This is a genomic window from Marilutibacter aestuarii (assembly GCF_006546775.1).
In the GTDB taxonomy this organism is placed as follows: domain Bacteria; phylum Pseudomonadota; class Gammaproteobacteria; order Xanthomonadales; family Xanthomonadaceae; genus Marilutibacter; species Marilutibacter aestuarii.
This window is the reverse complement of record NZ_VICE01000063.1, coordinates 1-24,924: the sequence shown is the minus strand read 5'-3', so window position 1 is coordinate 24,924 and position 24,924 is coordinate 1. Positions and strand designations below refer to the sequence as shown.

At 70.9% G+C, this 24,924-nt stretch carries 16 protein-coding genes; 7 read left to right on the top strand and 9 right to left on the bottom strand.

Features of this window, described 5'->3' with window-relative positions:
• The 5 genes from FKV25_RS06555 to FKV25_RS06535 form a co-directional block, all read right to left on the bottom strand.
• On the bottom strand, positions 1-867 hold an 867-nt coding region (locus tag FKV25_RS06555), incomplete at its 3' end, for a TolC family protein (protein ID WP_170218568.1).
• Complete coding sequence (locus FKV25_RS06550) at positions 860-4,033, bottom strand: efflux RND transporter permease subunit (RefSeq protein WP_141517989.1); 3,174 nt, start codon at positions 4,031-4,033, stop codon at positions 860-862. The genes FKV25_RS06555 and FKV25_RS06550, both read right to left, overlap by 8 nt.
• Positions 4,034-4,338: 305 nt before the next feature.
• Positions 4,339-5,607 carry an efflux RND transporter periplasmic adaptor subunit gene (locus FKV25_RS06545; protein WP_141517988.1) on the bottom strand — a complete coding sequence of 423 codons (1,269 nt, stop codon included), beginning with the start codon at positions 5,605-5,607 and terminating at the stop codon, positions 4,339-4,341.
• Positions 5,604-6,653 (bottom strand): SDR family NAD(P)-dependent oxidoreductase, encoded by a 1,050-nt coding sequence (locus tag FKV25_RS06540; protein ID WP_141517987.1) that lies wholly within the window; start codon positions 6,651-6,653, stop codon positions 5,604-5,606. The genes FKV25_RS06545 and FKV25_RS06540 overlap by 4 nt, the downstream gene beginning before the upstream one ends.
• Positions 6,650-6,907, bottom strand: coding sequence for a hypothetical protein (locus FKV25_RS06535; RefSeq protein ID WP_141517986.1), 258 nt, complete (start codon positions 6,905-6,907; stop codon positions 6,650-6,652). Before FKV25_RS06535 ends, FKV25_RS06540 begins: the two co-directional genes overlap by 4 nt.
• A 122-nt stretch (positions 6,908-7,029) precedes the next feature.
• Here FKV25_RS06535 and FKV25_RS06530 point away from each other — a divergent pair, with 122 nt between their 5' ends.
• Positions 7,030-8,082 carry a LysR family transcriptional regulator gene (locus FKV25_RS06530; RefSeq protein ID WP_141517985.1) on the top strand — a complete coding sequence of 351 codons (1,053 nt, stop codon included), beginning with the start codon at positions 7,030-7,032 and terminating at the stop codon, positions 8,080-8,082.
• A 16-nt stretch (positions 8,083-8,098) separates the two neighbouring features.
• On the opposite strand, the gene FKV25_RS06525 is transcribed toward FKV25_RS06530, so the two are convergent.
• Positions 8,099-9,394 carry an OprO/OprP family phosphate-selective porin gene (locus FKV25_RS06525; protein ID WP_141517984.1) on the bottom strand — a complete coding sequence of 432 codons (1,296 nt, stop codon included), beginning with the start codon at positions 9,392-9,394 and terminating at the stop codon, positions 8,099-8,101.
• Positions 9,395-9,529: 135 nt separating this feature from the next.
• Here FKV25_RS06525 and recC point away from each other — a divergent pair, with 135 nt between their 5' ends.
• From recC to FKV25_RS06500, 5 genes are all read left to right on the top strand, one after another.
• On the top strand, positions 9,530-12,970 hold the full coding sequence (gene recC / locus FKV25_RS06520; protein WP_141517983.1) for an exodeoxyribonuclease V subunit gamma: 3,441 nt from the start codon (positions 9,530-9,532) through the stop codon (positions 12,968-12,970).
• Positions 12,971-12,975: 5 nt separating this feature from the next.
• Positions 12,976-16,653 (top strand): UvrD-helicase domain-containing protein, encoded by a 3,678-nt coding sequence (locus FKV25_RS06515; protein ID WP_141517982.1) that lies wholly within the window; start codon positions 12,976-12,978, stop codon positions 16,651-16,653.
• Entirely contained in the window at positions 16,650-18,509 is a 1,860-nt protein-coding gene (recD, locus tag FKV25_RS06510) for an exodeoxyribonuclease V subunit alpha (RefSeq protein ID WP_141517981.1), read from the top strand. Before FKV25_RS06515 ends, recD begins: the two co-directional genes overlap by 4 nt.
• A gap of 210 nt (positions 18,510-18,719) precedes the next feature.
• Positions 18,720-19,430 (top strand): DUF899 family protein, encoded by a 711-nt coding sequence (locus FKV25_RS06505; protein WP_141517980.1) that lies wholly within the window; start codon positions 18,720-18,722, stop codon positions 19,428-19,430.
• A gap of 91 nt (positions 19,431-19,521) precedes the next feature.
• Positions 19,522-19,932 (top strand): VOC family protein, encoded by a 411-nt coding sequence (locus FKV25_RS06500; protein WP_141517979.1) that lies wholly within the window; start codon positions 19,522-19,524, stop codon positions 19,930-19,932.
• A 188-nt stretch (positions 19,933-20,120) separates the two neighbouring features.
• Here FKV25_RS06500 and FKV25_RS06495 read toward each other — a convergent pair whose 3' ends face one another.
• Positions 20,121-20,879 carry a M23 family metallopeptidase gene (locus FKV25_RS06495; protein ID WP_141517990.1) on the bottom strand — a complete coding sequence of 253 codons (759 nt, stop codon included), beginning with the start codon at positions 20,877-20,879 and terminating at the stop codon, positions 20,121-20,123.
• Between the two features lie 88 nt (positions 20,880-20,967).
• A complete protein-coding gene (locus FKV25_RS06490) occupies positions 20,968-21,981 on the bottom strand; it encodes a L,D-transpeptidase family protein (RefSeq protein ID WP_141517978.1) in 1,014 nt (337 codons plus the stop codon).
• A 658-nt stretch (positions 21,982-22,639) separates the two neighbouring features.
• Here FKV25_RS06490 and FKV25_RS06485 point away from each other — a divergent pair.
• Positions 22,640-24,040, top strand: a complete 1,401-nt coding sequence (locus FKV25_RS06485; RefSeq protein ID WP_211345385.1) for a carbohydrate-binding protein — start codon at positions 22,640-22,642, stop codon at positions 24,038-24,040.
• A 90-nt stretch (positions 24,041-24,130) separates the two neighbouring features.
• Here FKV25_RS06485 and FKV25_RS06480 read toward each other — a convergent pair.
• On the bottom strand, positions 24,131-24,924 hold a 794-nt coding region (locus tag FKV25_RS06480), incomplete at its 5' end, for an MBL fold metallo-hydrolase (protein WP_141517976.1).

Sequence of the window (24,924 nt, the reverse complement as noted above, 5' to 3'; positions counted from 1 at the left end):
GAAGCGCGCAGGCAGGGCCGGCAGCGGGCGCGGCTCGGACAGGACGCCCCGCAGCGCCGCGGGGGCCTGCCCGGTCAGCACGGCCAGGCGATGCATCTGCACCGCCTCGGCGGCTTCCAGCGCGGGCACGCGGGCAAGCGTGCTCTCGAGCTGGGCGCGGGTGCGCGAGGTGTCGAACTCGGTGCCACGACCGGCCTCGAGGCGGGCGTCGACCAGGCGCAGGGTCTCGCGCTGGTTGTCGGCGTTGTCGCGGGCCACGGCAAGGCGGGCCTGCAGGCCACGCAGGTCGACGTAGCCACCGACCACCTCGCCGATGATCGCGACCTGCAAGGCCTCCAGGTCGGCGGCGCTGGCCGCGGCATCGGCAGCCTGCGATTCGACGCTGCGACGCACGCGGCCGAACAGGTCCAGCTCCCAGCTGGCGACGGCCCTGGCCTCGTAGGATTCGGCGTCGCGGGCGTCGCGGGCGTCGCGCGGCACGCCCGGCAGCTGGTCGGCGCTGCTGCGGCCATCGCTCGCGGTCGCGCTCGCGGTGAGCGTGGGGAACCGGTCGAAGCGGCTCCCCCGCAGCAGGGCATTCGCACGGTCGTAGCGCGACAGCGCGATGCGCAGGTCGTGGTTGGCCAGCAGCGCGTCGTCGACCAGGCGGCTGAGCACCGGGTCGTCGAAGGCCTCCCAGAACGGCGCGTTGGCATCGGGCGTGGCCTGCAGCGCCGCGGGCGCGCCCTCGGCGGCATTGAAGCGGGCCGGCAGCGGCATGTCCGGCCGGACGTGGTCGGGGCCCACGGCGCAGGCCGCCAGGGCCAGGGCCAGCGCGGCCGGCAGCAGCGCGCGGGCGCGGGTGGCGAAGGGAATCAGGTCATGCATGGTAGCTCTCCATGTCGGAGGGGCCTTGCGCCGGGGCCGCCGCGGCGCGACGGGTCACCAGCTTGCGCAGGGCCACGTAGAACACCGGCGTCAGGAACAGGCCGAACAGGGTCACGCCGAGCATGCCGGCGAACACGGTGATGCCCGTGGCCGAACGCACTTCCGCGCCCGCGCCGTGCGACAGCACCAGCGGCACGGTGCCGGCGATGAAGGCGATCGAGGTCATCACGATGGGGCGCAGGCGCAGGCGGCAGGCTTCCAGCGCGGCCTCCACTGTGCCCTTGCCCTGCATTTCCAGCTCGCGCGCGAACTCGACGATCAGGATCGCGTTCTTGCAGGCCAGGCCCATCAGCACCACCAGGCCGACCTGGACGAACACGTTGTTGTCGCCGCCGGTGAGCTTCACGCCCAGCAGGGCCGAGAGCATGCACATCGGCACGATCAGGATGACCGCCAGCGGCAGGGTCCAGCTTTCGTACAGCGCGGCCAGCACCAGGAAGGCCAGCAGGATGGCCAGCGGGAACACCACCAGCGCCGCGTTGCCCTGGGTCGCCTGCTGGTAGCTCAGGTCGGTCCATTCGATGCTCATGCCGTTGGGCAGGACCTGCGCGGCGAGCTGCTCCAGCGTGCCCATGGCCTGGGCGGAGGACAGCATGCGCGGGTCCGCCTCGCCGGCGAGGTCGGCGGCGGGATAGCCGTTGTAGCGCAGCACCGGGTCGGGACCGAAGGTCTGCTTGACGCTGACCATCGAACCGATCGGCACCATCTCGCCACGGTCGTTGCGGGTGCGCAGGTTGGCGATGTCCTCGACGCTGTCGCGGAACGAGCCGTCGGCCTGGGCGATGACCTGCCAGGTGCGGCCGAACTGGTTGAAGTCGTTGACGTAGGCCGAGCCCAGGTAGGTCTGCAGGGTGTCGAACAGTTCGGTCATCGACACGCCCTGCGCCTTGGCCTTGACCCGGTCGACCTCGGCGTCGAGCTGCGGCACGTTGGCCTGGTAGCTGGTGATCGGGAAGCCCATGCCCGGGGTCTGCGAGATCGCGCCCTGGAAGCCGTTGACCGCGTTCTGCAGGGCGCCGTAGCCCAGGTTCGCGCGATCCTCGATGAAGAGCTGGTAGCCCGAGCCGTTGCCCAGGCCCAGGATCGGCGGCGGCATGAACGAGAAGGTGAAGCCCTCCTGCAGCGCGCCGATCTTCTGGTTGATCTCGGCGTTGATCTCCTCGGCGGTGCGGCTGCGGTTGCTGAAGGGCTCCAGCGGGAAGAAGGCCACGCCGCTGTTGGGGGTGTTGGTGAACTGCAGCGGGTTCAGGCCGGGGAAGGCGATCGAGTGCGAGACGCCCTCGGTCTCCATGGCGATGTCGCTGACCTTCTGCAGCAGCGCGTCGGTACGGGCGATCGACGCGCCCTCGGGCAGCTTCACGCCGGCGATGAGGTAGAGCTTGTCCTGGATCGGGATGAAGCCCGCCGGCACCGCATGGAACATGAAGCCGGTCGCGGCCAGCAGCACGGCGTAGACGGCGAATACCGCGCCGCGCTTGCCGAGCGTCCTCGACACCGTGCGCTGGTACTTGTCCGAGCTGGTGTTGAAGAAGCGGTTGAAGGCGGCGAACAGCCGGCCGAACAGGCGATCGATCAGGCGCGAGGCACCGTCCTTCTTCGCGCCGTGCGGCTTGAGCAGGCGCGCGGCCAGGGCCGGCGAGAGGGTGAGCGAATTGATCGCCGAGATCACCGTGGAGATCGCGATGGTGACCGCGAACTGCTTGTAGAACTGGCCGGTGACGCCCGACAGGAAGGCCATCGGCACGAACACCGCGCACAGCACCAGGGCGATGGCGATGATCGGACCGGACACTTCCTTCATGGCCAGGTGGGCCGCGTGCAGGGGCGTGGCGCCCTCCTCGATGTGGCGCTCGACGTTCTCCACCACGACGATCGCGTCGTCGACCACGATGCCGATCGCCAGCACCAGGCCGAACAGGCTCAGGGTGTTGATCGAGAAGCCCAGCAGGTACAGCGCGGCGAAGGTGCCGACCACCGACACGGGCACGGCGATCAGCGGGATGATCGACGCGCGCCAGGTCTGGAGGAACAGGATCACCACCAGCACGACCAGGACCACGGCCTCGAGCAGGGTCGTCACCACGGCCTTGATGGAGTCGCGGACGAAGATCGTGGTGTCGTAGACGGCCTCGTACTTCACGCCCTCCGGGAAGCGCTGGGCGACCTCGTCCATGCTCGCGATGACCTGCTCCTGGATATCCAGCGCGTTCGCGCCCGGTGCCTGGAAGATGCCGATGCCGACGGCGTTCTTGCCGTCGAGCTGCGAACGCAGGGTGTAGTCGCTGGCGCCCAGCTCCAGGCGGGCGACGTCGGACAGCCGCACGATCTCGCCGTCGTCGCCGGCCTTGAGCACGATGTCGCCGAACTCCTGCTCGGTGCGCAGTCGGCCCTGGGCGTTGATCAGGGTCAGGAAGTCGCTGCTGGGCATCGGCTCGGCGCCGATCTGGCCGGCGGAGACCTGCACGTTCTGCTCGCGCATCGCCCGGACCACGTCGCTGGCGGTCAGGTCGCGCGCGGCGATCTTGTCCGGGTCCAGCCAAGCGCGCATGGCGTAGTCACCGCCACCGAACACCTGGGCGTCGCCGACGCCGGGGATGCGCGCGAGCGCGTCCTTGACGTGCAGGCGGGCGTAGTTGCGCAGGTACAGGGTGTCGTACTTGCCGTCGGGCGAGGTCAGGTGCACGACCATCAGGAAGGTCGGCGACTGCTTCTGCGTGGTCACGCCCTGCCGGCGCACGTCCTCGGGCAGGCGCGCGAGGGCCTGGCTGACGCGGTTCTGCACGCGCACCGCGGCGTCGTCGGCGTCGGTGCCGGGGCGGAAGGTGACCGTGATGACGAGCACGCCATCGGAGCCGGCGACGGACTTGATGTACATCATGTCCTCCACGCCGTTGATCGCTTCCTCCAGCGGCGTCGCCACGGTCTCGGCGATCACCTTGGGGTTGGCGCCGGGGTACACGGTGCGTACCACCACCGAGGGCGGCACCACTTCCGGGTACTCACTGACCGGCAGGATCGGGATCGCGATCAGGCCGGCGGCGAAGATCACGATCGACAGCACGGCGGCGAAGATCGGCCGGTCGATGAAGAATTTCGAGAAGTCCATGCGGGGTTCCTTGTTGCGCTGGGCTGCAACGGTTCGGTCGACGATCCACGCGCGGGGCGGGGACCGGCTTCGGGTTCGTCCCCTCCCGCGCCTGGCGCGGTCCGGGGATCAGGAGCTGTGGGCTTGCGCGCGTATCCGCCGGCGGAAGCCGGGACAGGTACGCGGGGACGGCCTGCCGTCCCGGCTTTCAGGCCGGGGCGGGGTGAAGCTGCTGGCCTGCCGGCCCTTCCGCACCAGGGGGAGGGATGCGCGGAAGGGCCGGCGCCGCTATGCCGCGGAGGGCGACGCGCCGGACGAGGACGGCGTCATCGGCTCCCTCCCGCGGGCCCAGGGGAATCGGTGCCGGCGGCGGCGACCTGCGGCGACGGCGGCGGCGCGCCCATCTCCACCGGCACCGGGGCCACCGGCATGCCCGGGAAGAACACCTTCTGCACGCCGTGCACGATCACGCGGTCGCCGGCCTCCAGGCCGGACACGACCTCGCGCAGGCCGTTCACCTCGCGACCGAGCACGATGTCCTTGCGCGTGGCGGTGCTGCCTTCGCCGAGCACGTAGACGTACTTGCGGTCCTGGTCGGTGAGCACGGCCTTGCCGTCGACCAGCAGGGCCGGGTGGGCCTGGCTGCCCTGCAGGCGGACGCGGGCGAACTGGCCCGGGGTGAGGCGGCCATCGGCGTTGGGGACGACCGCGCGGACCCGCAGGGTGCCGGTGTCGCTGTCGACCTGGTTGTCGACGAAGTCCACGCGCCCGGCGTGCGGATAGCCGTCCTCGTTGGCCAACCCCACCTCGACCGCGTTGCCCTGGACGTCGGCGGCGGCACTGTCGCCCGCGGCGACCGCCGCGGCCGCGTAGCCCTGCCAGGTCTGCTCGTCGGCCTCGAAGTAAACGTGCACCGGATCCATCGACACCAGGGTGGTCAGCACGGTGCTGTCGGCCTGGGCCAGGTTGCCGGTCGTGACCATGGCGCGACCGGCACGCCCCGAGATCGGCGCGCGCACCTCGGCGAACTGCAGGTCGAGGCGGGCGCGGTCGAGGGCGGCGTCGGCGGCGCGCACCGCGGCCTCGGCCTGCGAGCGGCTGGCGCGCCGGCTCTCGAATTCCTCGCGCGAGATCGCCTTGGCATCGACCAGCGACTGCGCCCGTGCGTGCTGGGTGCGGGCCAGCTCGGCCTCGCTGCGCGCGCGCGCGAGGTCGGCCTGCGCCTGTTCGAGCTCGGCACGGTAGCGGCGCGGGTCGATCACGAACAGCAGGTCGCCCTTCTTGACCACCTGCCCTTCCTTGAAGGCGACGCGTTCGACGTAGCCGCTGACCCGTGGTCTCAGCTCGACGGTCTCGACCGCGCGCACGCGGCCGGTGAAGTCGTCCCAGGGCTGCACGTCGCGACTGACGACGGCGGCGACGCTGACTTCCGGCGGCGGTGGCGCGCCGCCGGGGCTGGCTTCGCTGCCGCAGCCGGCCAGGACCACGGCGAGGGCCAGGCCGAGGGCAAGCACGGGCAAGGGCAGGCCGCGGCCGGACTGGCTTTCGCGCCGATGTGGGCGGTGGTGGAGGGCGTTGTGGGGAAGGCGGGTCATGACGGGAGGTCCTTGTCCGGGGAGGAGGGGGAGGCGCAGGTCGGCAACAGTCCTCTCAACAGCCTGCGCGCCGCCTGCTGACAACCCTCTGTCAGCAGGCGGGACGCACGGGCGTCGGGGTCCGTCGTCGGAGTGGACGGGGCAGGGGCGCCGGGCGTGACGCCCCCATCGGCAGGCCGTGTCTGGAAGGACGTTCCAGGCGGTCCCGGTTCGACATCGACGTCCGTGCGGGACGTCGCGTCGGCACCGGTCGCCGCGAGGGCGTCACCGGCGGGCGGGGTGGACTCTACGACCTCAAGCGAACTCGAGGTCAAGCCCTCGGGTGGCAACGCCGCGGCGAGGGCCGGTTCGGCAAAGTGCACCACCGCGGGCAGGGGACTGGAACGACAATCGCGGTCGATCAGGGCCAGGGCCCGCTGGCCGACGGCGCGTGCGCTGGGCCAGTCGGGGTGCTGGCTGGCCTGGCGCGGATCGATGCAGACCGGCCGCGACACGCTGAGCAGGTGCACGCGCACGTCCTGGCGGCGCGCTTCGTCGTGCAGCACGCGGGCCATCATCCGCAGCGCCGCGGCACCGACCGAACGGTGGCCATAACCGGCCCAGGGCCGTTCGTCGCCGGGGCCGCCGATCAGCACGTAGGTGCGGTTGTGGCCGCGCTCGGACAGCAGCGGCAGCAACTGCCGCGCGGCCGCGAGATGTGGCAGCAGGTCCTCGTCGAGGCGGCGGCGCAGGGCGTCGGCGGGCTGGTCGAGCAGGCGCCCCGGCCCGGCATGGCCGCACAGGCAGGCGACCATACCGCCCAGCGGCCGGTCCAGCGCGCGCAGGCGTTCAGCGAGGACCGCGCCCTCGCGATCGTCCGAGACCGAGCCGGTCACCACCGTCAGCAGGCCGCGGGGGGCGCTGGCCTGCAGGTCGGCGAGTGCATCGGCCTGGCGGGCCACCGCGATGACCGCGCGCCGACGGGCCAGCACGGCCTGCACGACACCGCGACCGATGCCGCCATCGGCGCCCAGCACGAGCACGGGGGCGAGCGTTGTCCCGGTCACGGGATTTTACCTCCCGTATACGGGATATTATCCCGGGAGCGGGCCAAGTCGACGAGGGCATTGAGACCGGGCAATACCAGCAGCAGGGCCGGCAGGCCGAGCACGAAGGCAAGCACCCAGAGCACCATCCAGGCCTCCGCGCGACCCGCCATGAGGCCTTCGTGGACCACGGACACGGCCACGCCGCCCAGCAACAGCAGGGCGATAAGCATGATCGGCAGGTACACGCGACGGAGCAGGCGGGGCGGCAGCATGGGGGGCTCCCGGGGAAACTGGCGGCCAGACTACGCCGCCGGGCGGCACTTGATTAGTCGGCAAATCAGGGAATAATTGTTCCGCAATCGGTCCAATACCCCTCTCCCCTCCAGGAACCCCCATGGCCCGCGATCTCAACGACACCCTGATCTTCGTCAAGGTGGTGGAAGCCGGAAGCTTCATCGGCGCCGCCCGCACCCTGCGCCTGCCCAAGACCTCGGTCAGCCGCAAGGTGCAGGAACTGGAAACCCGCCTCGGCGCGCAACTGCTGCACCGCACGACCCGCAAGCTCGGCCTGACCGAGGCGGGCAAGGTCTACTACGAGCACTGCCAGCGCATCGCCCGCGAACTCGACGAGGCCGAGAGCGCGGTCGGCCAGCTGCAGGCCGGCCCGCGCGGCTGGCTGCGCGTGACCGCGCCCTACTCGCTGGGCATCGACCGGATCTCGCCCCTGCTGGGCGAGTTCCACGCGCGCCATCCCGAGGTCCGCGTCGAGATGGTGCTGAGCAACGACACGATCGACCTGGTCGACAAGGAAATCGATGTCGCCCTGCGCCTGGGCGCGCTGCCCGACTCCAACCTCGTCGCGCGTCGCCTCGGCGTGTTGCGTACCCAGATCTACGCCAGCCCGCACTACATCGAGCGCCACGGTGAGCCGCTGCACCCGGACGAGTTGCAGCACCATCGCACCCTGGCGATGAGCAAGCACAGCCGCAACGGCCAGTTCAGCTGGACCCTGGACGGCGGCGACGGCCCGGTCGACTACCGAATCGACCCGGTGATGGTCGCCAACGACCCGGCCGCGCTGAGCGGCGCGATGCTGTGCGGCGAGGCGATGCTGCTGACCATCGCCGCCAAGGTCCGGCCGTACGTGGAAAAGGGCTACCTCAAGCGCGTGCTCGATGGCTGGAACGGGCCGGAGTACGAGTTCAACGCGGTGTTCCCGCGCGGCCACGTGCAGTCGCCCAAGGTGCGTGCGTTCGTCGATTTCCTGGTCGAGCGCGTCAACATGGACGTCGACTACATGGAGCACATGTGCCCTGACGTGCGTCGTACCTGCCAGCAGGGCGCGGCCGCGCACGATGCGGTGATCCGCGCCGAGCTCGACAAGGCCTCCGCGGCGGCAAGCACGCGCAAGGCGCTGGGCAAGGTACGCGAGAAGACCCCGGCCTGAGCGCGCGGACGCGCGCTCAGTAGACCCACTGCAGGCGGGTTTGTATGGCGTCGGTGCTGCCCGATCCGCCGCCGGGTGCGTCGAGGTCGGTGCGCGTCCATTGCACGCCCATTTTCAGGCGGCGCGATGCCCACCAGTTGGCCCCCAGGGTGGCGATCCGGAACGCGCCGCCGTCGATGCCGGCATCGGAGAGGTCGGCGCCGCCCACCCGGCCGATGAGTTCCACCGCCCCCCAGTGTCCTTCGGGCAACACCCGGCGCGCGTAGCCGACCTTGCGATCATAGGGCCTCGTCTCGCCGGTCAGCACCCAGGACCCGGTGACGTACCAGCCATGGAAGCGCGGATCGCCATGCAACGGTGCGTCGACCTGGTTGACCACCCACTCGCCCAGCACCGACACCGGCCCATGGTTCCACAGGGCTTCGAGGCCGAGGAAATCCGCGCTGTCGGCGGCGAAGTCCCCCGTGTTGACGTAGTTCGGCAGCACGTTCGACGCCGGCCGGCCGCGGAAATTCAGGATGCCGTCGTTGTCCTCGACGTGCCGCACGTTGGCGCCCAGATGCAGGAAGCGCGCGCCGTCGTCGTGCCACCAGGCCAGTCCGGTGATACGCGCGGCAAGATGGTTGCCCCGCTCACCCAGGTCGACGTCGCCCGGCTGCGACCAGGCGTCGTTGTAGGCACCCAGCTCCAGCGTGCCGCGCTCGCCGCCCCAGGTCCGCAGCCAGTTCACGCCTACCGAACGCGACTGGAAGAACGGACTCAACACGCGCTCCTGGTGTGGCAGGTTCGCCGAGTCCCCGACCATCTCGTACACGGACGCTTCCTTGACCTTGCCCACCATCAGGCTGCCGGCGGCCCCGAAGTTGTACTTGAGCTGGATATCGGTCCACGACCAGTCCGGGTCGCCGGGGTTCTTGTTGAAGCCCTTGTACTCGAAGCTGAGCAGGTAGGTGAGCTTGCCCGAATGGCCGATCCGGCCGCGGTTGGTGAACCGGATCGCACGCCATTCGTCTTCATGGCCCTGGGCGCCGACCGCTGCCTCGGTGACGGCATCCTGGTCGATCGCGTTCCAGTCGTACAGCAGCACCACGCCGGGCTTCCAGGTGAAGGCCCCCTCGTCGTCCTGGAAATCCTCCAGCACGCCTTGCGGCAGCTCCGGGATCACGTAGTCGTTGAAGCCCGGCAGGGCGGTTTGGTCGACCTGGTCGGGCAGGTCGCTTTCGGGCGACTGCGCCAGCGCCAGGGGCGCGGCCATCAACAACGCCATGGCCAGCAGGACCGGGAAAAGAAGGCGCATACGATGCCACGACATAGCGTCCGTCCTGCATGGCGCACCAGGGAGGTGGGTGAATCATGGACCCGTCGCGCGGGTCTTGTCACGCATCCGCCGCCGGCCGCGGGCCGACGCCTCTCACGCCTTGCGACCGGCGTCCGGCATGATGTCCCGATGCCGTCGCCGCCCGACTTCCGCCTGTACCACTCCAATGCCCTCGACGTCCTCGCCGGACTGCTGGCCGACGCGCTGCGCACACCCGCGCCGGGCCAGCCCCTGCTGGCGCCGGACGTGGTGCTGATCCCGCAGGTGGCGATGAAACGCTGGCTGCAGGCGACCCTGGCCCAAGCCCACGGCGTCGCCGCCAACCTTGAGTTCCTGACCCCGGGCGAGTTCGTCCGCCTGGCCCTGGATGGCAACGGCGACCCCGCCGACGCGGCCGAGGATCTCGACAACGCCGCCCTGCGCTGGCGCCTGTACGCCGCGCTGACCGAGCCCGCGCTGATGTCGCGGCCGGCGATGGCCTCGCTGCGCGCCTATCTCGCCGACGCCGACCCGCTCAAGCCCTGGGCGCTGGCGGTCGAACTGGCCGGCATCTTCGAGAAGTACCAGGCGTGGCGGCGCGGGATGCTGCTGGACTGGGAGCGCCAACCCCAGCTGAGCAGGCTCGACCCGCAGGCCGAGCTGTGGCGTCATATCGCGGGCGGGCAGGCGCATCGTGCGCGCCGCATCGACCGCTACCTGTCACGCTTCGGGCCACATGACGGTCCGGTCCCGGAGGGCCTGCCGGCACGGCTGTTCGCCTTCGGCACCCTCAATGTGTCGCCTGACGTGCTGCGGGTGATCGCGACGCAGGCACGCGTGGGTACGCTGCACTTCTACATGCCCACGCCCGTCGGCCTGTGGTGGGGCGACCTGCGCACCGCGTCCGAACACTGGCGTGACGTACTCGCCGGCACCGCGACCGAGACCCCCGGGGAGAATCCGCTGCTGCAGGCCTGGGGCGCGGCCGGACGCGATTTCGTGGCGATGCTGGGCGACTACGAAACCGTGCATCCCAGTTTCGAGATCGCCGTGCACGCGCGCCCCCGGCACGACGCCGCCGACCACCCACCCACGGCGCGGCTGCTCGCCTGGTTGCAGCACGATCTGTTCCATCGCAATGCACGCCCGTCGGGCCCGCTGCGGCCGCGACTCGACCGCGACGACCGCAGCCTGCAGGTGCACGCCTGCCACACGCGGCTGCGCGAGGTGCAGGTGCTGCACGACCAGCTGCGTGACCTGCTTGAACGCGACCCCACGCTGCAGCCGCGCGAGATCGCCGTGCTGGCGCCGGACATCGACCCCTACATCCCGCACATCGAAGCGGTGTTCGGGGGTCGCGCCGGGCAGCCGGACTTCATTCCGTATGCACTGGCCGATGCCAGTCCGCTCGCGGGCGAACCCCTGGCCGAGGTCTTCCTGCGCCTGCTCGACCTGCCGCTGGCGCGCTTCGGACTGAACGAAACGCTCGACCTGCTCGCCAGCCCGCCGCTGGCGCGCGCGGCCGGCCTCGACGCCAGCGCATTCGATCGCCTGCACCACTGGCTGCGCGCCGCCGGCGCGCGCTGGGGCCTGGATGCGCGCCACCGCGAGTCGCACGCCGCGCCCGCCGACGACGCCTTCACCTGGCAGTTCGCACTCGACCGCCTGCTGCTGGGGCATGCCAGCGGCAGCGAGGACGACATCAGCACCACCACGGGACCCACGGTCGCGCCGTGGACCGGACTCGAAGGCGGCGCGCTCGATGCCCTCGACGTGCTGCTGCGCCTGCTGCGCGTACTCGCGCGCGGCCAGCAGCGCCTGGGCACCGCGATGACGCCCGCGCGCTGGCGCGAACGCCTGCTGGGGCTGCTGGCCGAACTGGTGCCGGAAGCCTCCACCGACGCCGCCGGCCTGCGCGCGCTGGAGCGCCTGCGTCGCCTGGTCGATGACTTCGCCAGCTCGGCCACACGGGCCGACGTTGACCAGGACGTGCCGCCCGAGGCCGTGCGCGCGCACTTCGCCGCTGAACTCGGTGCTGCCGACACCCGCGCGCCACTGCTGACCGGCGGCATCAGTTTCGGGCGCATGGTACCGATGCGACTGCTGCCGTTCCGGGTGATCGGCGTGCTGGGCATGAACGACGGCGACTACCCACGCCGCGATCCAGCCGCCGGCCTCAACAAGCTGACCGCCGATCTCGGTACCCCGCGCCGGCAACCCGGCGACCGCTCCCTGCGCGAGGACGACCGCTTCCTGTTCCTGCAGCTGTTCGCCGCCGCGAGCGATGTGTTCTACCTCAGCTATCTCGGTGCCGATCCGCGCGACGGCAGCGAACGCGAGCCCTCGGTCCTGGTGTCGGAACTGCTGGACGTCGCTGCCTCGCACCACGCCGACAGCAAGGCCGTTCGACCCGGACTGGTGGTCCGGCATCCGCTGCAACCCTTCTCACCGCAGGCCTTCGGCAATGCTGGCGACGCCGCTCCGGGCGACGTGGAGACCCGCCGCTTCAGCTATCGCGCCGAATGGCACCCGGCGGCCGATCGCGACCGCAGCGGACGACACCCCGCGCCTGCCTTCGTCGCGGGGAGCCTGCCGCCGGTTCCCGCTGCGACCGACGACGCCACCGGCACGCTCTCGATCGACGCAGTGCGCCGCTTCCTGCTTGATCCGAGCGGCGAGTTCCTGAGGCAGCGCCTGTCGTTGCGCTTGCCCGAGCCGGTCGCGTCCGAGGACGACACCGAGCCGCTTGTGGTCGCGGCGGGCTTGTCTCGCCACGCACTGCAGCAGGCCCTGTTCGAGGCCTGCCTGGACCCGGCCGCGCAGGCGCGGGACGCCGCCTGGCGCACGCGCCTGCATGCCCGCCTGCGTGCCCGTGGCCTGCTGCCGGCCGGCCCCGTGGGCGTCGCCAGTTTCGAACGCCTGCTGGGCGAGGTACGCCCCTATGCGGAAGCCCTTGCCGCATGGCGCGGTGCGGACGAGGCGACGTCGGTGGCGGTCGACATCGACCTGGGTGACGTGCGCCTGCAGGGTCGCGTCGGCGACCTGTATCCCGCGGGCCTGGGCCGGGTCCGGATCGGCCCGCTGAAAGGGCCGGAGGTGATCCGGCACGGACTGGACTGGCTGGCACTGTGCGCGGCAGGCCTGCCGGCGTCGCTGACCCGCTTCTTCGAAACCCCCGACAAGCAGCTCGGCCAGCAACAGTACGCCGCGGTCCCGACAGGACAGGCACGCGAAGCGTTGCGCCGTTTGCTTGAATTGCGCGAACAGGGCCTGCGCGAACCGCTGCCGTTCGCGCCCCGCACCGGCTGGGCCTACTTCAGCGAGGCTCGCGCCGAGCGCGCGCTGGCGTCGGCCGAGCAGGCCTGGAACGGCAGCAACGGTGGCTGGGGCGAAGCTCACGAACCCGCCGTGCAGGTCGCCCTGCGCGGCCGCGAGCCCTTCGCCGAAGATGCGCACGGCCCGGCGCGCGCCGACCGCTTCCGCGAGGTCACCTGGGGCGTCTTCCACACCCTGACCGAGGGACGCGCGCACCGGTTCGCGGACGATGACGTCGACGCCAAGCCCACGTTCGATGCAGGGGTACGGCCGTGAATGCCATGACGCCGCGCGACCCCTACCTCGACCTGCCACTGGACGGCCTGCGCCTGATCGAGGCCAGTGCCGGCACCGGCAAGACCTTCACCCTCGCGACGCTGGTCACCCGGCTGGTGGTGGAACGCGGCCTGCGCGTCGGCCAGATCCTCGCGGTGACCTTCACGGAGGCCGCGACCCAGGAACTGCGTCATCGCATCCGCGCGCGCCTGGAGCGCACGCTGCAGGTGCTCGAGGGTGACGACGCCGCGATGCGCGAGGAGGGCAGCGCCGAAGACGGCATCGGCCGCGAGATCCTGCAGGCGCACCTCGCCGCCGGTCATGAAGACGTGGACACGCTGCGCCGTCGCCTGCAGCAGGCCGTGCACGAGATCGACCTCGCCGCGATCTTCACCATCCACGGCTTCTGCAGCCGTGCCTTGTCCGAACACGCGCTGGACAGTGGCCAGGGGTTCGATCCGCCCGAACAGCTCACCAGCGACAAGGCCCTGCGCGGCGACCTCGCCGCCGACCTGTGGCGTGCCTTCGCCGCCGAGGCGGCCGATGCCGCGCTGCTGACCGAGCTGTGGTCGGGCCCCGAGGCGCTGGCCGAGGACCTGCGCGCCCTGCTCGACGATGCGCCGCTGCGACCCGGGCGGCCAGTGGATGCACCCGACCCGAAGCCTGCCCTGCAGTCGGCCTTCGACGCGCTGCGTCTTGCCTTCGCCGCCGACCAGGATGCGTTCCTCGATGCCATGCGTGCCGCGCTCGAAGGTGGCGTGCTCAACAAGAACGGTTACCAGAAGAACCTGCTGGAGGAGGTCTGGTGCGCGCTCGCCGAGTATTGCGCGCAGGACGACGCGACATGCGCGGTGGACCCGCGCATTGAGCGGCTGGGCCCTGCCTATATCGAGGGCAAGCTGCGCAAGGGTCGCGAGGACGACGCGCCGCGCGGCCCGCTGTCCGATGCGATCGCGCACTGGATCGAGGCGCGCGAGCGACGCGAGGCCTGGCGGATCGGCCGTCGCACCGGGCTGCTGCACCGTATCCGGGATGCCGCGCGCCAGCGGCTGGACGTACTCAAGCGTCAGCGCCGGGTGCGCACCTACGACGACCTGATACGGCACCTTGCCGATGCGCTCGAGGGGCCACGGGGCGATGTGCTGGCGCAACGCCTGCGCGACCAGTACGCCATTGCACTGGTGGACGAGTTCCAGGACACCGATACGCGCCAGTGGTCGATCTTCCAACGCGTGTTCGGTGACGTCGACGAGACCGGTGGTGCGCCTGCGCTATTCCTCATCGGTGACCCGAAGCAGGCGATCTACGGGTTCCGTGGCGGCGATGTGCAGACCTACCTGGCGGCGAAGCAGCAGGCCGAGGCAGCCCCCGCGCTCACGCATAACTTCCGTTCGCGTCCGTCGGTGCTGGACGCCATCGCTGCCTTGTACGCCAACGCAAGGCGCAACGGTGACACGCCGTTCGTCGTCGATGGCATCGACTTCCAGCCGGTGCTGGCCGGTGGCGGGCGCCATGACCGCGACTTCATGCGCGACGGCCGGCCCGCCCCCGCGCTGACGGTATGCCGGTTCCCGATCACGCTTGGAATCCATGAAAGCGGCGAGCGAAAGGGGCAGGAAAAGCTCCTGGACCCGATGCCCGCCGAGGAGAGCCGCAAGAGCGCCACCGAGGCCTGTGCCGCCGCGATCCACGGCGTGCTGTCGGATGCCGGCGAAGGCCGCGCCATCCTCCACGACAAGGACGGCGCCCCCCGGCCCGTCCAGGCCGGCGACATCGCGGTACTGGTGCGCAACCACAAGGAGGCCAGTCGCATCCAGCGCGCCCTGGCAGCGGCCGGCATCCCCGCCGTCGCCGCAGGCAAGCAGAGCCTGTTCGACACCGACGAGGCGGGCGAGCTGCGCTGCCTGTTCGAGGCCCTGCTGCAACCGGCTGACGACGGCCGCCTGCGGGCTGCCCTCGCGACGGTGCTGGTGGGCTGCGACGCCGCCGATATCGCCGCGCTGGATACCGACCCCATCGGCCATGCGCGCTGGCAGCACGCCGCCTTGCAATGGCGCGACCGCTGGCAGCGCAGCGGGCCGTTGGCCCTGGTCGCCGATCTGTGCGCGACGCATGCCCCGCGGCTGCTCGGGCTGCTCGATGGCGAGCGCCGGCTGACCAACCTGATGCAGCTCGGCGAGCTCCTGCAGGAGGCCGACGCGCGCGCGCTCGGCCTGCATGGCCTGGTCGACTGGCTGCGCGGGCGCATCGCCGATGCCGATAGCGACGACGAGTCGCAGTTGCTGCGGCTCGAATCCGATGCCCGCCGCGTGCAGATCGTGACCCTGCACAAGAGCAAGGGCCTCGAATATCCGCTGGTCTACCTGCCCTTCGTCGGCATCGGCAGCAAGCCGCCCGCGACCGAGCGCCACACCACGGTGCAGACCGACGAAGGGGGTGGCCGTGTGCTGCACTGGAAGATCGACAAGCACGCCGATGACTGGAAGGCCGCGCAGGAAAGCGCCCGGCAGGCACGGGAAGCCGAGGATGCCCGCCTGCTGTATGTCGGCCTGACCCGCGCGCAGGATGCGCTGTGGCTGGCCTCCGGTCCGTTCCGCGATGCCGACACGACCCGCGTGTGGCCCATGCTGAAGGCGCTTGACGCCATGCCCGGGACGTACGGCATCGCGTTCACCGATGGCGACGCGCTCCCCACGCTGCGACCCCTGCCCGCACACGATGCCATCGACGTGCCGCCTGCACGGGTCGCGGCGCGCGTGTTGCCGCGCGACTGGTGGGTCTACAGCTTCTCCCAGCTCACGCGGGCCGACGGCGGCGAGGTCGACGGTCCTGCCAGCGCGGTGATCGACGAGCGCGGCGCGAACGACGAGCCGCCCCCCATCGACGGCGCCGAACCCGAGCCGACCGCAGCTGTGACGGCGATCGGGGGCGACGACCTCGCCGACGACCGCCGCTTCGGCGGTACCGTGTTCGGCAACGCATTGCACGAAGCGCTCGAGAACATCGACTTCGCCGCCTGGCGGCACTGGCGCGGCGGGCCCGCACCCGGCGGCCAGGACATGCCCTTGCGCGAGGCACTCGCCCGGGGCGGCTTTGCCGACGCGGACATCGACGATGGCGCCACCCTGCTGGCGCAGCTGATCGGCCACACGCTCACCGTGCAATTGCCCGAAGGCGGCCGCCTCGCCGACACGCCGGCATGGCAGCGCCGTGCGGAAATGGAGTTCCACTTCGCCCTGCAACCCACCGCTGTCGATGCGCTGTTCGCCCTGCTGCATCGCCACGGCGTGGTGCCGCGACGCCATGCGTTCGGGCTGCGTCGCCGCCTGGAAGGTCTGATGACCGGCAAGATCGACCTCACCTACGTCGTCGACGGGCGCTGGTACGTGCTCGACTACAAGTCCAATCGGCTGCCTGCCTACGACCCCGCCGCGCTCGAGTCCGCCATGCAGCACAGCGAGTACGACCTGCAGGCGCTGGTCTACACCGTCGCGCTGCACCGCTGGCTGCGTTTCCGCCTGGGCGATGCCTACGAGTACGCCCGCGACATGGGCGGCGTTCGCTATCTGTTCTGTCGCGGCCTGCACGAAGGCAACGGCCACGGCATCCATGCCCACCGGCCCGACCCCGCCCTGGTGCAGGCGCTGGATGCGCTGTTCGCAGGCCAGGCGGTGGCCGCATGAACACGGCGCTGGCGAACGCGACACCGCTGCTCGATGCCCTGCGTGAGGCACGCCTGCTGCGGCCCCTGGACCACGCGCTGGCCCATGGCCTGCGACGCCTCGACGGCGCCGCCGGACGCACCTCGGACGACCACGTGCTCGCCGCCGCCGCGCTGGCGTCGCTCGCGGTGTCGCGCGGGCATGCCGCCTTCGACCCGGCCCGGCCCGGCCTGCTGTCCGATACCGCGCTCGCCATCGACTGGCCCGCGCCGGACCCGTGGCGCGCCGCGCTGGCCGCTTCGCCATGGGTGGCGACGCCGGGCGACGACGATGCCAACACGCCGCTGTATATGGAGGGCGGGCTGCTCTACCTGCGCCGCTATCGCATGTACGAGCAGCGCCTGGCCGATGGCCTGCGCCGCATCGCCGCTGCCGATGTCGCCCCGCCCGACGTACACGCGCTGGCGTCCCTGTTCGACGCGCTGTTCCCGCTGGCACGCGACGGTGACCTGCAAGCGCGCGCCGCCGCGCTGGCGCTGCATCGGCGCTTGACCCTGGTCACCGGCGGTCCCGGCACGGGCAAGACCACCACCATTGCCCGCCTGCTGGTGCTGCTGCTGGCGCAGGCGCATGCCGATGGCCAGCCGCCGCCGCGCATCGCGCTTGCCGCACCCACCGGACGCGCCGCCGAACGCATGCTCGAGAGCCTGCGCGCCGCGCTAATGCGGCTGCGTAGCGACACCGGCATGAGCGGCGATCTAATCGACGCCCTGCCCGACAGCGCCAGCACCCTGCACCGCCTGCTCGGCACCATTCCCGACAGCCCGCGCTTCCGCCACGACGCCGACCATCCACTGCCCTTCGACGCGGTGATCGTCGACGAAGCCTCGATGGTCGACCTGCCGCTGATGTGCAAACTGGTCGATGCCGTCGCCGACGGCACGCGACTGGTCCTGCTCGGCGATCCCGACCAGCTGCCCTCGGTCGAAGCCGGCGATGTGCTCGCCTCGATCACGGCCGCCAGCGGTGATGGCGATGCCTTGCCGCCCGCGCTCGCCGAGGCGCTGCGGCCCTGGCTCGGCGATCTGCGGCGTTCTGCCGAATCCGGGCCCTTGGCCGGCCACCGCGTACAGCTGCGTCGCGGCTACCGCCAGTCCGAATCACTGCAACTCGCACCGTTGGCCGACGCAGTCCGCGATGGCGACGCCGACGCCGCGCTGGCGCTGTTGCGCGGCGGCACACTGTCCGGGGTGCATTTCCACGAAGGCCCGCATGACCCGCTGGGCAGCACGTCGCGCGAGCGCCTGCTCGGCACATGGCGTGCACTCGCCGACGCCGACGCCAGCGCCGATCCCGCCGCCGCGCTGCAGCGCGCGTCCAGCCTGCGCGTGCTGACCGCCCTGCGCGAAGGCCCCCAGGGCGCCACGCCCCTCAACGCCCGCATCGAGGACGCGCTGGCCGGCAGCTCGCGCAGTCCCTATTTCCACGGCCGCCTCTTGCTGGTCACCGAGAACAGCTACCGCCACCGCCTCTTCAACGGCGACATCGGCCTGTGCCTGCGCGACGCCGATGGCCTGCTCGTGGCCTGGTTCGCGGGCGGCAGCGAAGGTGTCCGCGCCTTTCATCCTGCCACCCTGCCCGCGCACACCGGTGCGTTCGCGATGACCGTGCACAAGGCCCAGGGCTCTGAGTTCGACAACGTCTGGCTGCAACTTCCCCGGCAGGATGCCCGTCCGCTCTCACGCGAACTGCTCTACACCGCCCTCACCCGCGCCCGCCGTGAGTTGCATCTGTGCGCCGATGAAGCCGTCCTGCGCGCCACGCTTGCCCGGCACGCCCATCGCGTCTCCGGGTTGGCGCGGCGTCTGGAAGGCTGAGCGCAACCGCGCCGTGGGTCCCTCCCACGCGGGCTGGATGCAGGACGCGTCCGCACGGCCGCGTTCCGCCCCCCTCTGCGCGGCATGGGTCGCGGGCATGTCGATCCAGCGCGCGCTCGACCGTCGTCCAGAGGGAGGCGGCACGCGCCGTGCCCGGGTGCCGGCCTCCTGGCAGCACGCCCGCCCAGCCCGGGCGCATTGGAGAAGACGATGTCCGATCAAGACAGGCGGGTTCCGGCCGCCACCCTGGCCTCGAAGAACGAAAGCCACTTCCCCAACGAAAGCGAGGCCTACCGCATCGCACGCAACGCGTTGCTGGCCGAGGAGATCGAGCTGCGCCGGCATATCTGGCGCGTCGGCGAAATGCGCAGGGCCTTGCCGCCCGGTGGTCAGGTGACGACGGATTACCGGTTCGAGGGCGCCCACGGCGCCGTCGGGCTGGACGCGATGTTCGGCGACAAGGACACGCTCATCGTCTACAGCATGATGTACGGACCGGCGCGCGAGCGTGGCTGCCCGATGTGCACGGCACAGCTGTCTTCCTGGGATCCGATCGTGCCGCATCTCGAACAGCGGGTCGCGCTGGCGGTGGTGGCACGCTCGCCCTACCCGCGCATCGCCGCGTATGGCATTGAGCGCGGATGGAAGCACTTGAAGCTCTACGCCGACCCCAGCGGCGACTTCACCCGCGATTTCGTCGGCGACCGCGACGCGGACATGCCCGCCTACACCGTCTTCCAGCGCGACGGCGCCACGATCCGCCACTTCTACAGCGCCGAAGGCAGCCCGGCGATGGCCGACCCCGGCCAGGACCCGCACAACGCCCCGGACATGAACCCGCTGTGGATCCTGCTGGACACGACTCCCGGCGGACGCGGCACCGACTGGTACCCGACGCTGGACGACAAGGGCCGGTCCTAGATAGGGTGGCTCACCGCCGCATGCCGTGCGTGCGGACGGGAGGGGGGATCGTGCTCCCTCCGTGCCCCTTTCATCCAGGAAGCCGTTGCCGATGTTCAGTCATGTCATGGTGGGATCCAACGATATCGAACGCTCCGCTGGCTTCTATGGCGCCGTGCTCGGCGTGCTGGGTGCCGGCGAGCCCATCCGCGACGTTTCGCCCAGCGGCCACGCGCGTCTGTTCTATCGCCACGATGGCAGCACCTTCTGCGTGAGCGAGCCCATCGACGGCGCGCCGGCGACGAGCGGCAATGGCGGCACCATCGGCTTCAAGTGCACGTCGCCCGAGCAGGTGCATGCGTTCCACGATGCGGCGGTCGCCGCAGGCGGCACCTCGATCGAGGGCCCGCCCGGCCTGCGCAGCAACGACAAGGGTGCCTTGTACCTGGCCTACGCGCGCGATCCCGACGGCAACAAGCTCTGCGCATTGTTCCGCCCCCGCCGGGCACCGGAAGCCGCCTAACAACGGCCGTGCCGCCGGTGGCATCCGGCACCGCGTTCGCAGCGGCGCCGGCACCTCGCTTGGGTCGAGCGGAGCGATACCCATCAACCCCGCAGTCAACACGCCTGGCGCGGTATCGAACGCCCTGTGTCGCGTTGAATTCAAAGGCGCCGTTCCCGCGCTTGCTGAAGTGACCGGATGTGTTCCGCTCACTTGCCGGTGCCGCGTCCCGTCATGGCGCCCGGGGACGGGCCTTGCTCGCCGGCCAGCAGCGGATAGGGATTGACCGGATCACCCTCCCACCAGCGCCGCTCGGGCCCGAGCCGGAAGATCGCGAAATGCAGGTGCGGGGCGTCTTCGGCCGCGTTGCCGGTGCTGCCCACGTAGCCGATCACCTCGCCCTTGCGCAGCGCCCGTCCCTCTTGCAGGCCGGGCGCGTAGCGGTCCAGGTGCGCGTAGTAGTACGCGTAGCGACCGCTGGGTTCGAACTGGTAGATCGTCAGTCCGCCACGGTCGCTGTCGAAGAGTTTCTCCACCGTGCCGTCGGCGACCGCGACGACGGGCGTGCCGCGCGGCGCCATGATGTCGATGGCATCGTGCCGGCGGCCTTCGCCGCGGGCGTCGTCGTAGGTATTGGCGAGCGCTCGCGCGGGCACGCCCTGGACGGGGATGCGGAGTCCGGCGGGCATCTCTCCGGCGATGGCCGCTTCCGCTGCAACGTCGGGGGCGGGCGTCACGGGCACGACGGCCTGGGCGGGGGGCGGCGCTGACACCGGAGGGTCTGCGGGGCCCTCCGCCGGCGGTTCGGCGATCGCGCCTCGCGGTGGCATGGGCACCGCGTCATCAACCGGCGCACTGCCAGCGTCCGGGCGTGCCACCGGCGCACGATCCGACGAGCGATGCATCGCGAAATAGGTGAGGTTGGCACCCAGGAGCACGCCGACCAGCACGAGCATCGCGGACCTCAGCACGCAGGCCTCCGGGAACCGTGGCGCGCGACGGCCACCGCGGACCGCCCGCGGCTGGATGCATCCGCGCGGGCGCGAGCGCCGCGCGTCACTCGCGCAGCACCGCCGCGGTGCCCGGTGCGACCGCGTCCGAAAGCGCCTTCGCGCTCCAGTTGGTCATGCGGATGCAGCCGTGCGACTCGGTCTTGCCGATGGTCGACGGCTCGGGCGTGCCGTGGATGCCGTAGTGCGGCTTGGACAGGTCGACCCAGACCACGCCCACGGGGTTGTTCGGACCGGCCGGGATCTTCGCCTTCTCGTCGGACGGCTCTGCATCCCAGAACAGGTCGGGGTTGTAGTGGAAGACCGGGTCCCGGGCCACGCCGTTGATCGTCCATTCGCCGATCGGGAGCGGGTCGTGTTCGCTGCCCATGGTCGCCGGGTATTGCGCCAGCACCTTGTCGGCCGCATCGACCAGCATGATGACCGCGTCGGACTTGTCGACCACCACCTTGTCTGCCTGGGGCAGCGGCGCGACGCCGTCGAGCACGTTCGGCACGCGGATGGACTCGCCCGCGGCGAAGCGCGCGCCCGGATTGAGCCGGCGCAGCAGGTCCGGGCTGGCGTGGAAGCGTTCGCCGAGCGCTTCCTCGGGCGACTCGTAGCCCAGGGCCTCGAGCTTGGCCTTGGCGGCCATGTCCTCGGGCAGGTCCACGAACGGGCCGGCGACGTCCGCGGCCTCGAGGGTGTGCGCCACGGTCGCCGCGGGCGCGCTTTCAGTCAGCGCGCGCCACGTGGCGTCATCGAGTTCACCGCTGGTCTCCAGGCCCTGGTGCCGCTGGAAGCCCGCGATGGCGCGTGCGGTGTTGGAACCGTGTACGCCGTCGATTTCGCCCGGCGAGAAGTGCGCGCGATCGAGCAGTACCTGCACGCGCAGCCAGCCGTCGGCGTTCGGTGCGTCCGCGGACGGGCGCGAAGCGGTGGGATCGACCGCGGACGCCTCGGACGCGCTGGCGCCGCCCTGCCGTGCCAGCGCCGGCAGCGGCAGGCAGAGGGACAAGGCCAGGGCCAGCACGCCCAGCCGCACGCGCGGCAACAGGGCATTCGTTACTCGTTCTTGCATGTCGATCACGGGTGTCACCGGTTCGCGAAGGTGGCGACGATGCTGCGCGAGCGGATCGGGGCTCGATGTGAAATCCATCGCGCAGGCTTGCTCGCAGCTGAAGCCATGGCGGCGCTCACCTTCTCCTCACGCAGCGTATCGGGCGCCTTCAAGCAGCGCGCATCGGCGAATGCCGAAGGAGGGGTCGAACGAAGCGATGCCCATCGCCTCCGCCGGTGATCGCGTGTCCGGTGCGCGAGGGGCCGGCTGCCTTCCCACTGCAGTCGAAACCCGGGCGCCCTCTCCTGCTGACGGGGCTCCTGATGACAGCGTTGGACGAAAAATTGGCCCGCAGGCCATCGGGGACAGGCGCGCAAGCCTACGCGGTGGCATCGCCGGACGGCGGCCACGTCCGGGTGCCGCGTATCCCACTGACGCGGTAGTCGCGTCCAGAACCCTGCAGGGCATTACCGCAAAGGCGTTCTCCGGAAATCCCGACGGCCGGTGGCGCGGGCCCCTACGGGTGTGACCGGGGACAAGAAATCGCCTGTCCGCTGGATGATAGCGTTGTCATCGATGCGCCCCCACCGCCGCTCGTGCAGGCGCCGCATCCCACGACACGCACGATTTCAAACCCACAAGGAAGGAGGACGGCAACATGAAGTTCCCGGCAAAGTGCATGGCAATCTTGGCCCTGTCGCTGCTCTCGGGCAGCGCGTTCGCGCAGAACTGGCAACTGGTCTGGAGCGACGAGTTCAACGGCTCGATCGGACCCGACTGGGTATTCGAAACCGGCAACGGCAGCGGCGGGTGGGGCAACAACGAGCTGCAGTACTACCGGCGCGAGAACGCCACCATCGAGAACAACACCCTGGCGATCACCGCGCGTCGCGAAGACTTCGGCGGGTATCGCTACACCTCCGCGCGCATGAAGACGCAGGGCCGCAAGACCTTCAAGTACGGGCGCATCGAGGCGCGCATGAAGCTGCCCTCGTTCATGGGGGCCTGGCCGGCCTTCTGGATGCTCGGCGCGAACCTGCCGCAGGTCGGCTGGCCGGCGTCCGGCGAGATCGACGTGATGGAGCACGTCAACAACGAGAACCGCAGCTACGGCACCATCCACTGGAGCGACCACAACGGCAACTACGCCCAGTACAGCGGGCATACCGACGTCACCGTGCAGGACTGGCACGTGTACTCGGTCGAGTGGGACGCCAACGCGATCCGCTGGTACGTCGACGGCAACAAGTTCCACGAAGCCAGCATCCAGGGCGGGGTCAACGGCACCGAGGAATTCCACAACGACTTCTTCCTGTTGCTGAACTTCGCCATCGGCGGCAACTGGCCGGGCTTCAACGTGGACGAAAGCCGCTTGCCGGCGAAGATGAACGTCGACTACGTGCGCGTGTACTCCGGTGACGGCGGCACGCCGGGCGTGGCCTCGGTCCACCAGCACTGCAACTACGGCGGTTACGGCGTCTCGCTGCCCGTGGGTCGCTACACGCTCTCGCAGTTGCAGGCCCGGGGTGTCTACAACGACGACATCTCCTCGCTCCGCGTGGGCAACGGCTACCAGGCCACGCTGTACGAGAACGACAACTTCAGCGGCGCCAGCGTCGTGAAGACGGCCGACACCGCGTGCCTGGTGGGCGACAGCTTCAACGACCGCGCTTCATCGATCGTCGTCGCGCCGTTCTCGCAGGGCTGGACCCGCACGATCGAGGCGGAAAGCTTCAGCCTGCAGCAGGGCGTGCAGACCGAGGCCTGTTCCGAGGGCGGCCTCAACGTGGGCTGGATCGACCAGGGCGACTGGCTGTCGTACGCCGGCGTCAACTTCCCGGCCAGTGGCAGCTACCGCGTCGAGTATCGCGTCGCCAGCCCCTCGGGCGGGGCGCTGTCGCTCGACCTCAACGCCGGCGGCATCGTGCTGGGCAGCGTGCAGGTCCCGGCGACCGGCGGCTGGCAGAACTGGACCACGGTCTCGCACACGGTGAACGTCTCGGCCGGCACCTACGACCTGGGCCTGTACGCGGCGCAGGGCGGCTGGAACATCAACTGGCTGCGGATCACCCGCCTGTAAGGCAGGCATCCGGGCCCCGGCGGCCCGTCGCGGAACCGACCCCCGGCGCGCGAGGCCGCGTCCCGAAGCCGGCCTGGCCCCGGGGGTTGGTTACGTCCAGTCGATCCAGTCGCCCGGGGCCAACACCTGCAGCCGCGTCGCCCGGCCACGCAGCGCGCGCCGCAGCCCGCCGATGGGGTCGGCCACCTCGACGTAGGCCTCCATCCCGCTGACGCCGTAATGGATCGGCACCAGGCGGCGGGCGCCGAGCACGGTGGCGGCGGCGACCGCCTGTTCCGGCGTGAGCACCCCGGGCTGCCCGCTGACGGGCTTGCGCCAGCCGAACCGCGCGCCGTTGACCGGCAGGAAGACGGCATCGAACGGGCCGAACTGGCGCGCGATCCGCCACCAGTGGCCGTGCCAGAGCGTGTCGCCTCCATGGAAGATGCGCCGGCCTCCCGCCGAGACCACCCAGGACACCTGCGGATCGCCGTAGCCGTCGGACGCCGGCACCGCGGTCGCAGTGAAGTCGCCGAGCAGCTGCGGTTCCCAGGTTGCCGCGGCCCAGGCCCGCGCGCGCGGCGGCAGCGGCAGTGGATGGGTGCCGGCCGGATGGACGAGCGCGCCCCCGCCCGCGAGCGCCGCGCCCACCGCCTTGGGATCGAAATGATCGCCGTGTGCGTGGGTTACCAGGACATGGGCGCTCCCCTCCGCGGCCGCGATCGGCGCCAGTGGGTCGGCCAACGCATCGCCCCAGACGTCGCGATCGAGCAGCGGATCGATGAACAGCGTCGCGCCGGGCAGCTGCAGGCGGATGCCCGCCCAGGCCAGGCGCTGGATCCGGAGGCCGCCGCCGGCTTGTGCGGCCTCCGCCAGCGCGCTCGAGGCGGGCCAAGCGCCGGCGA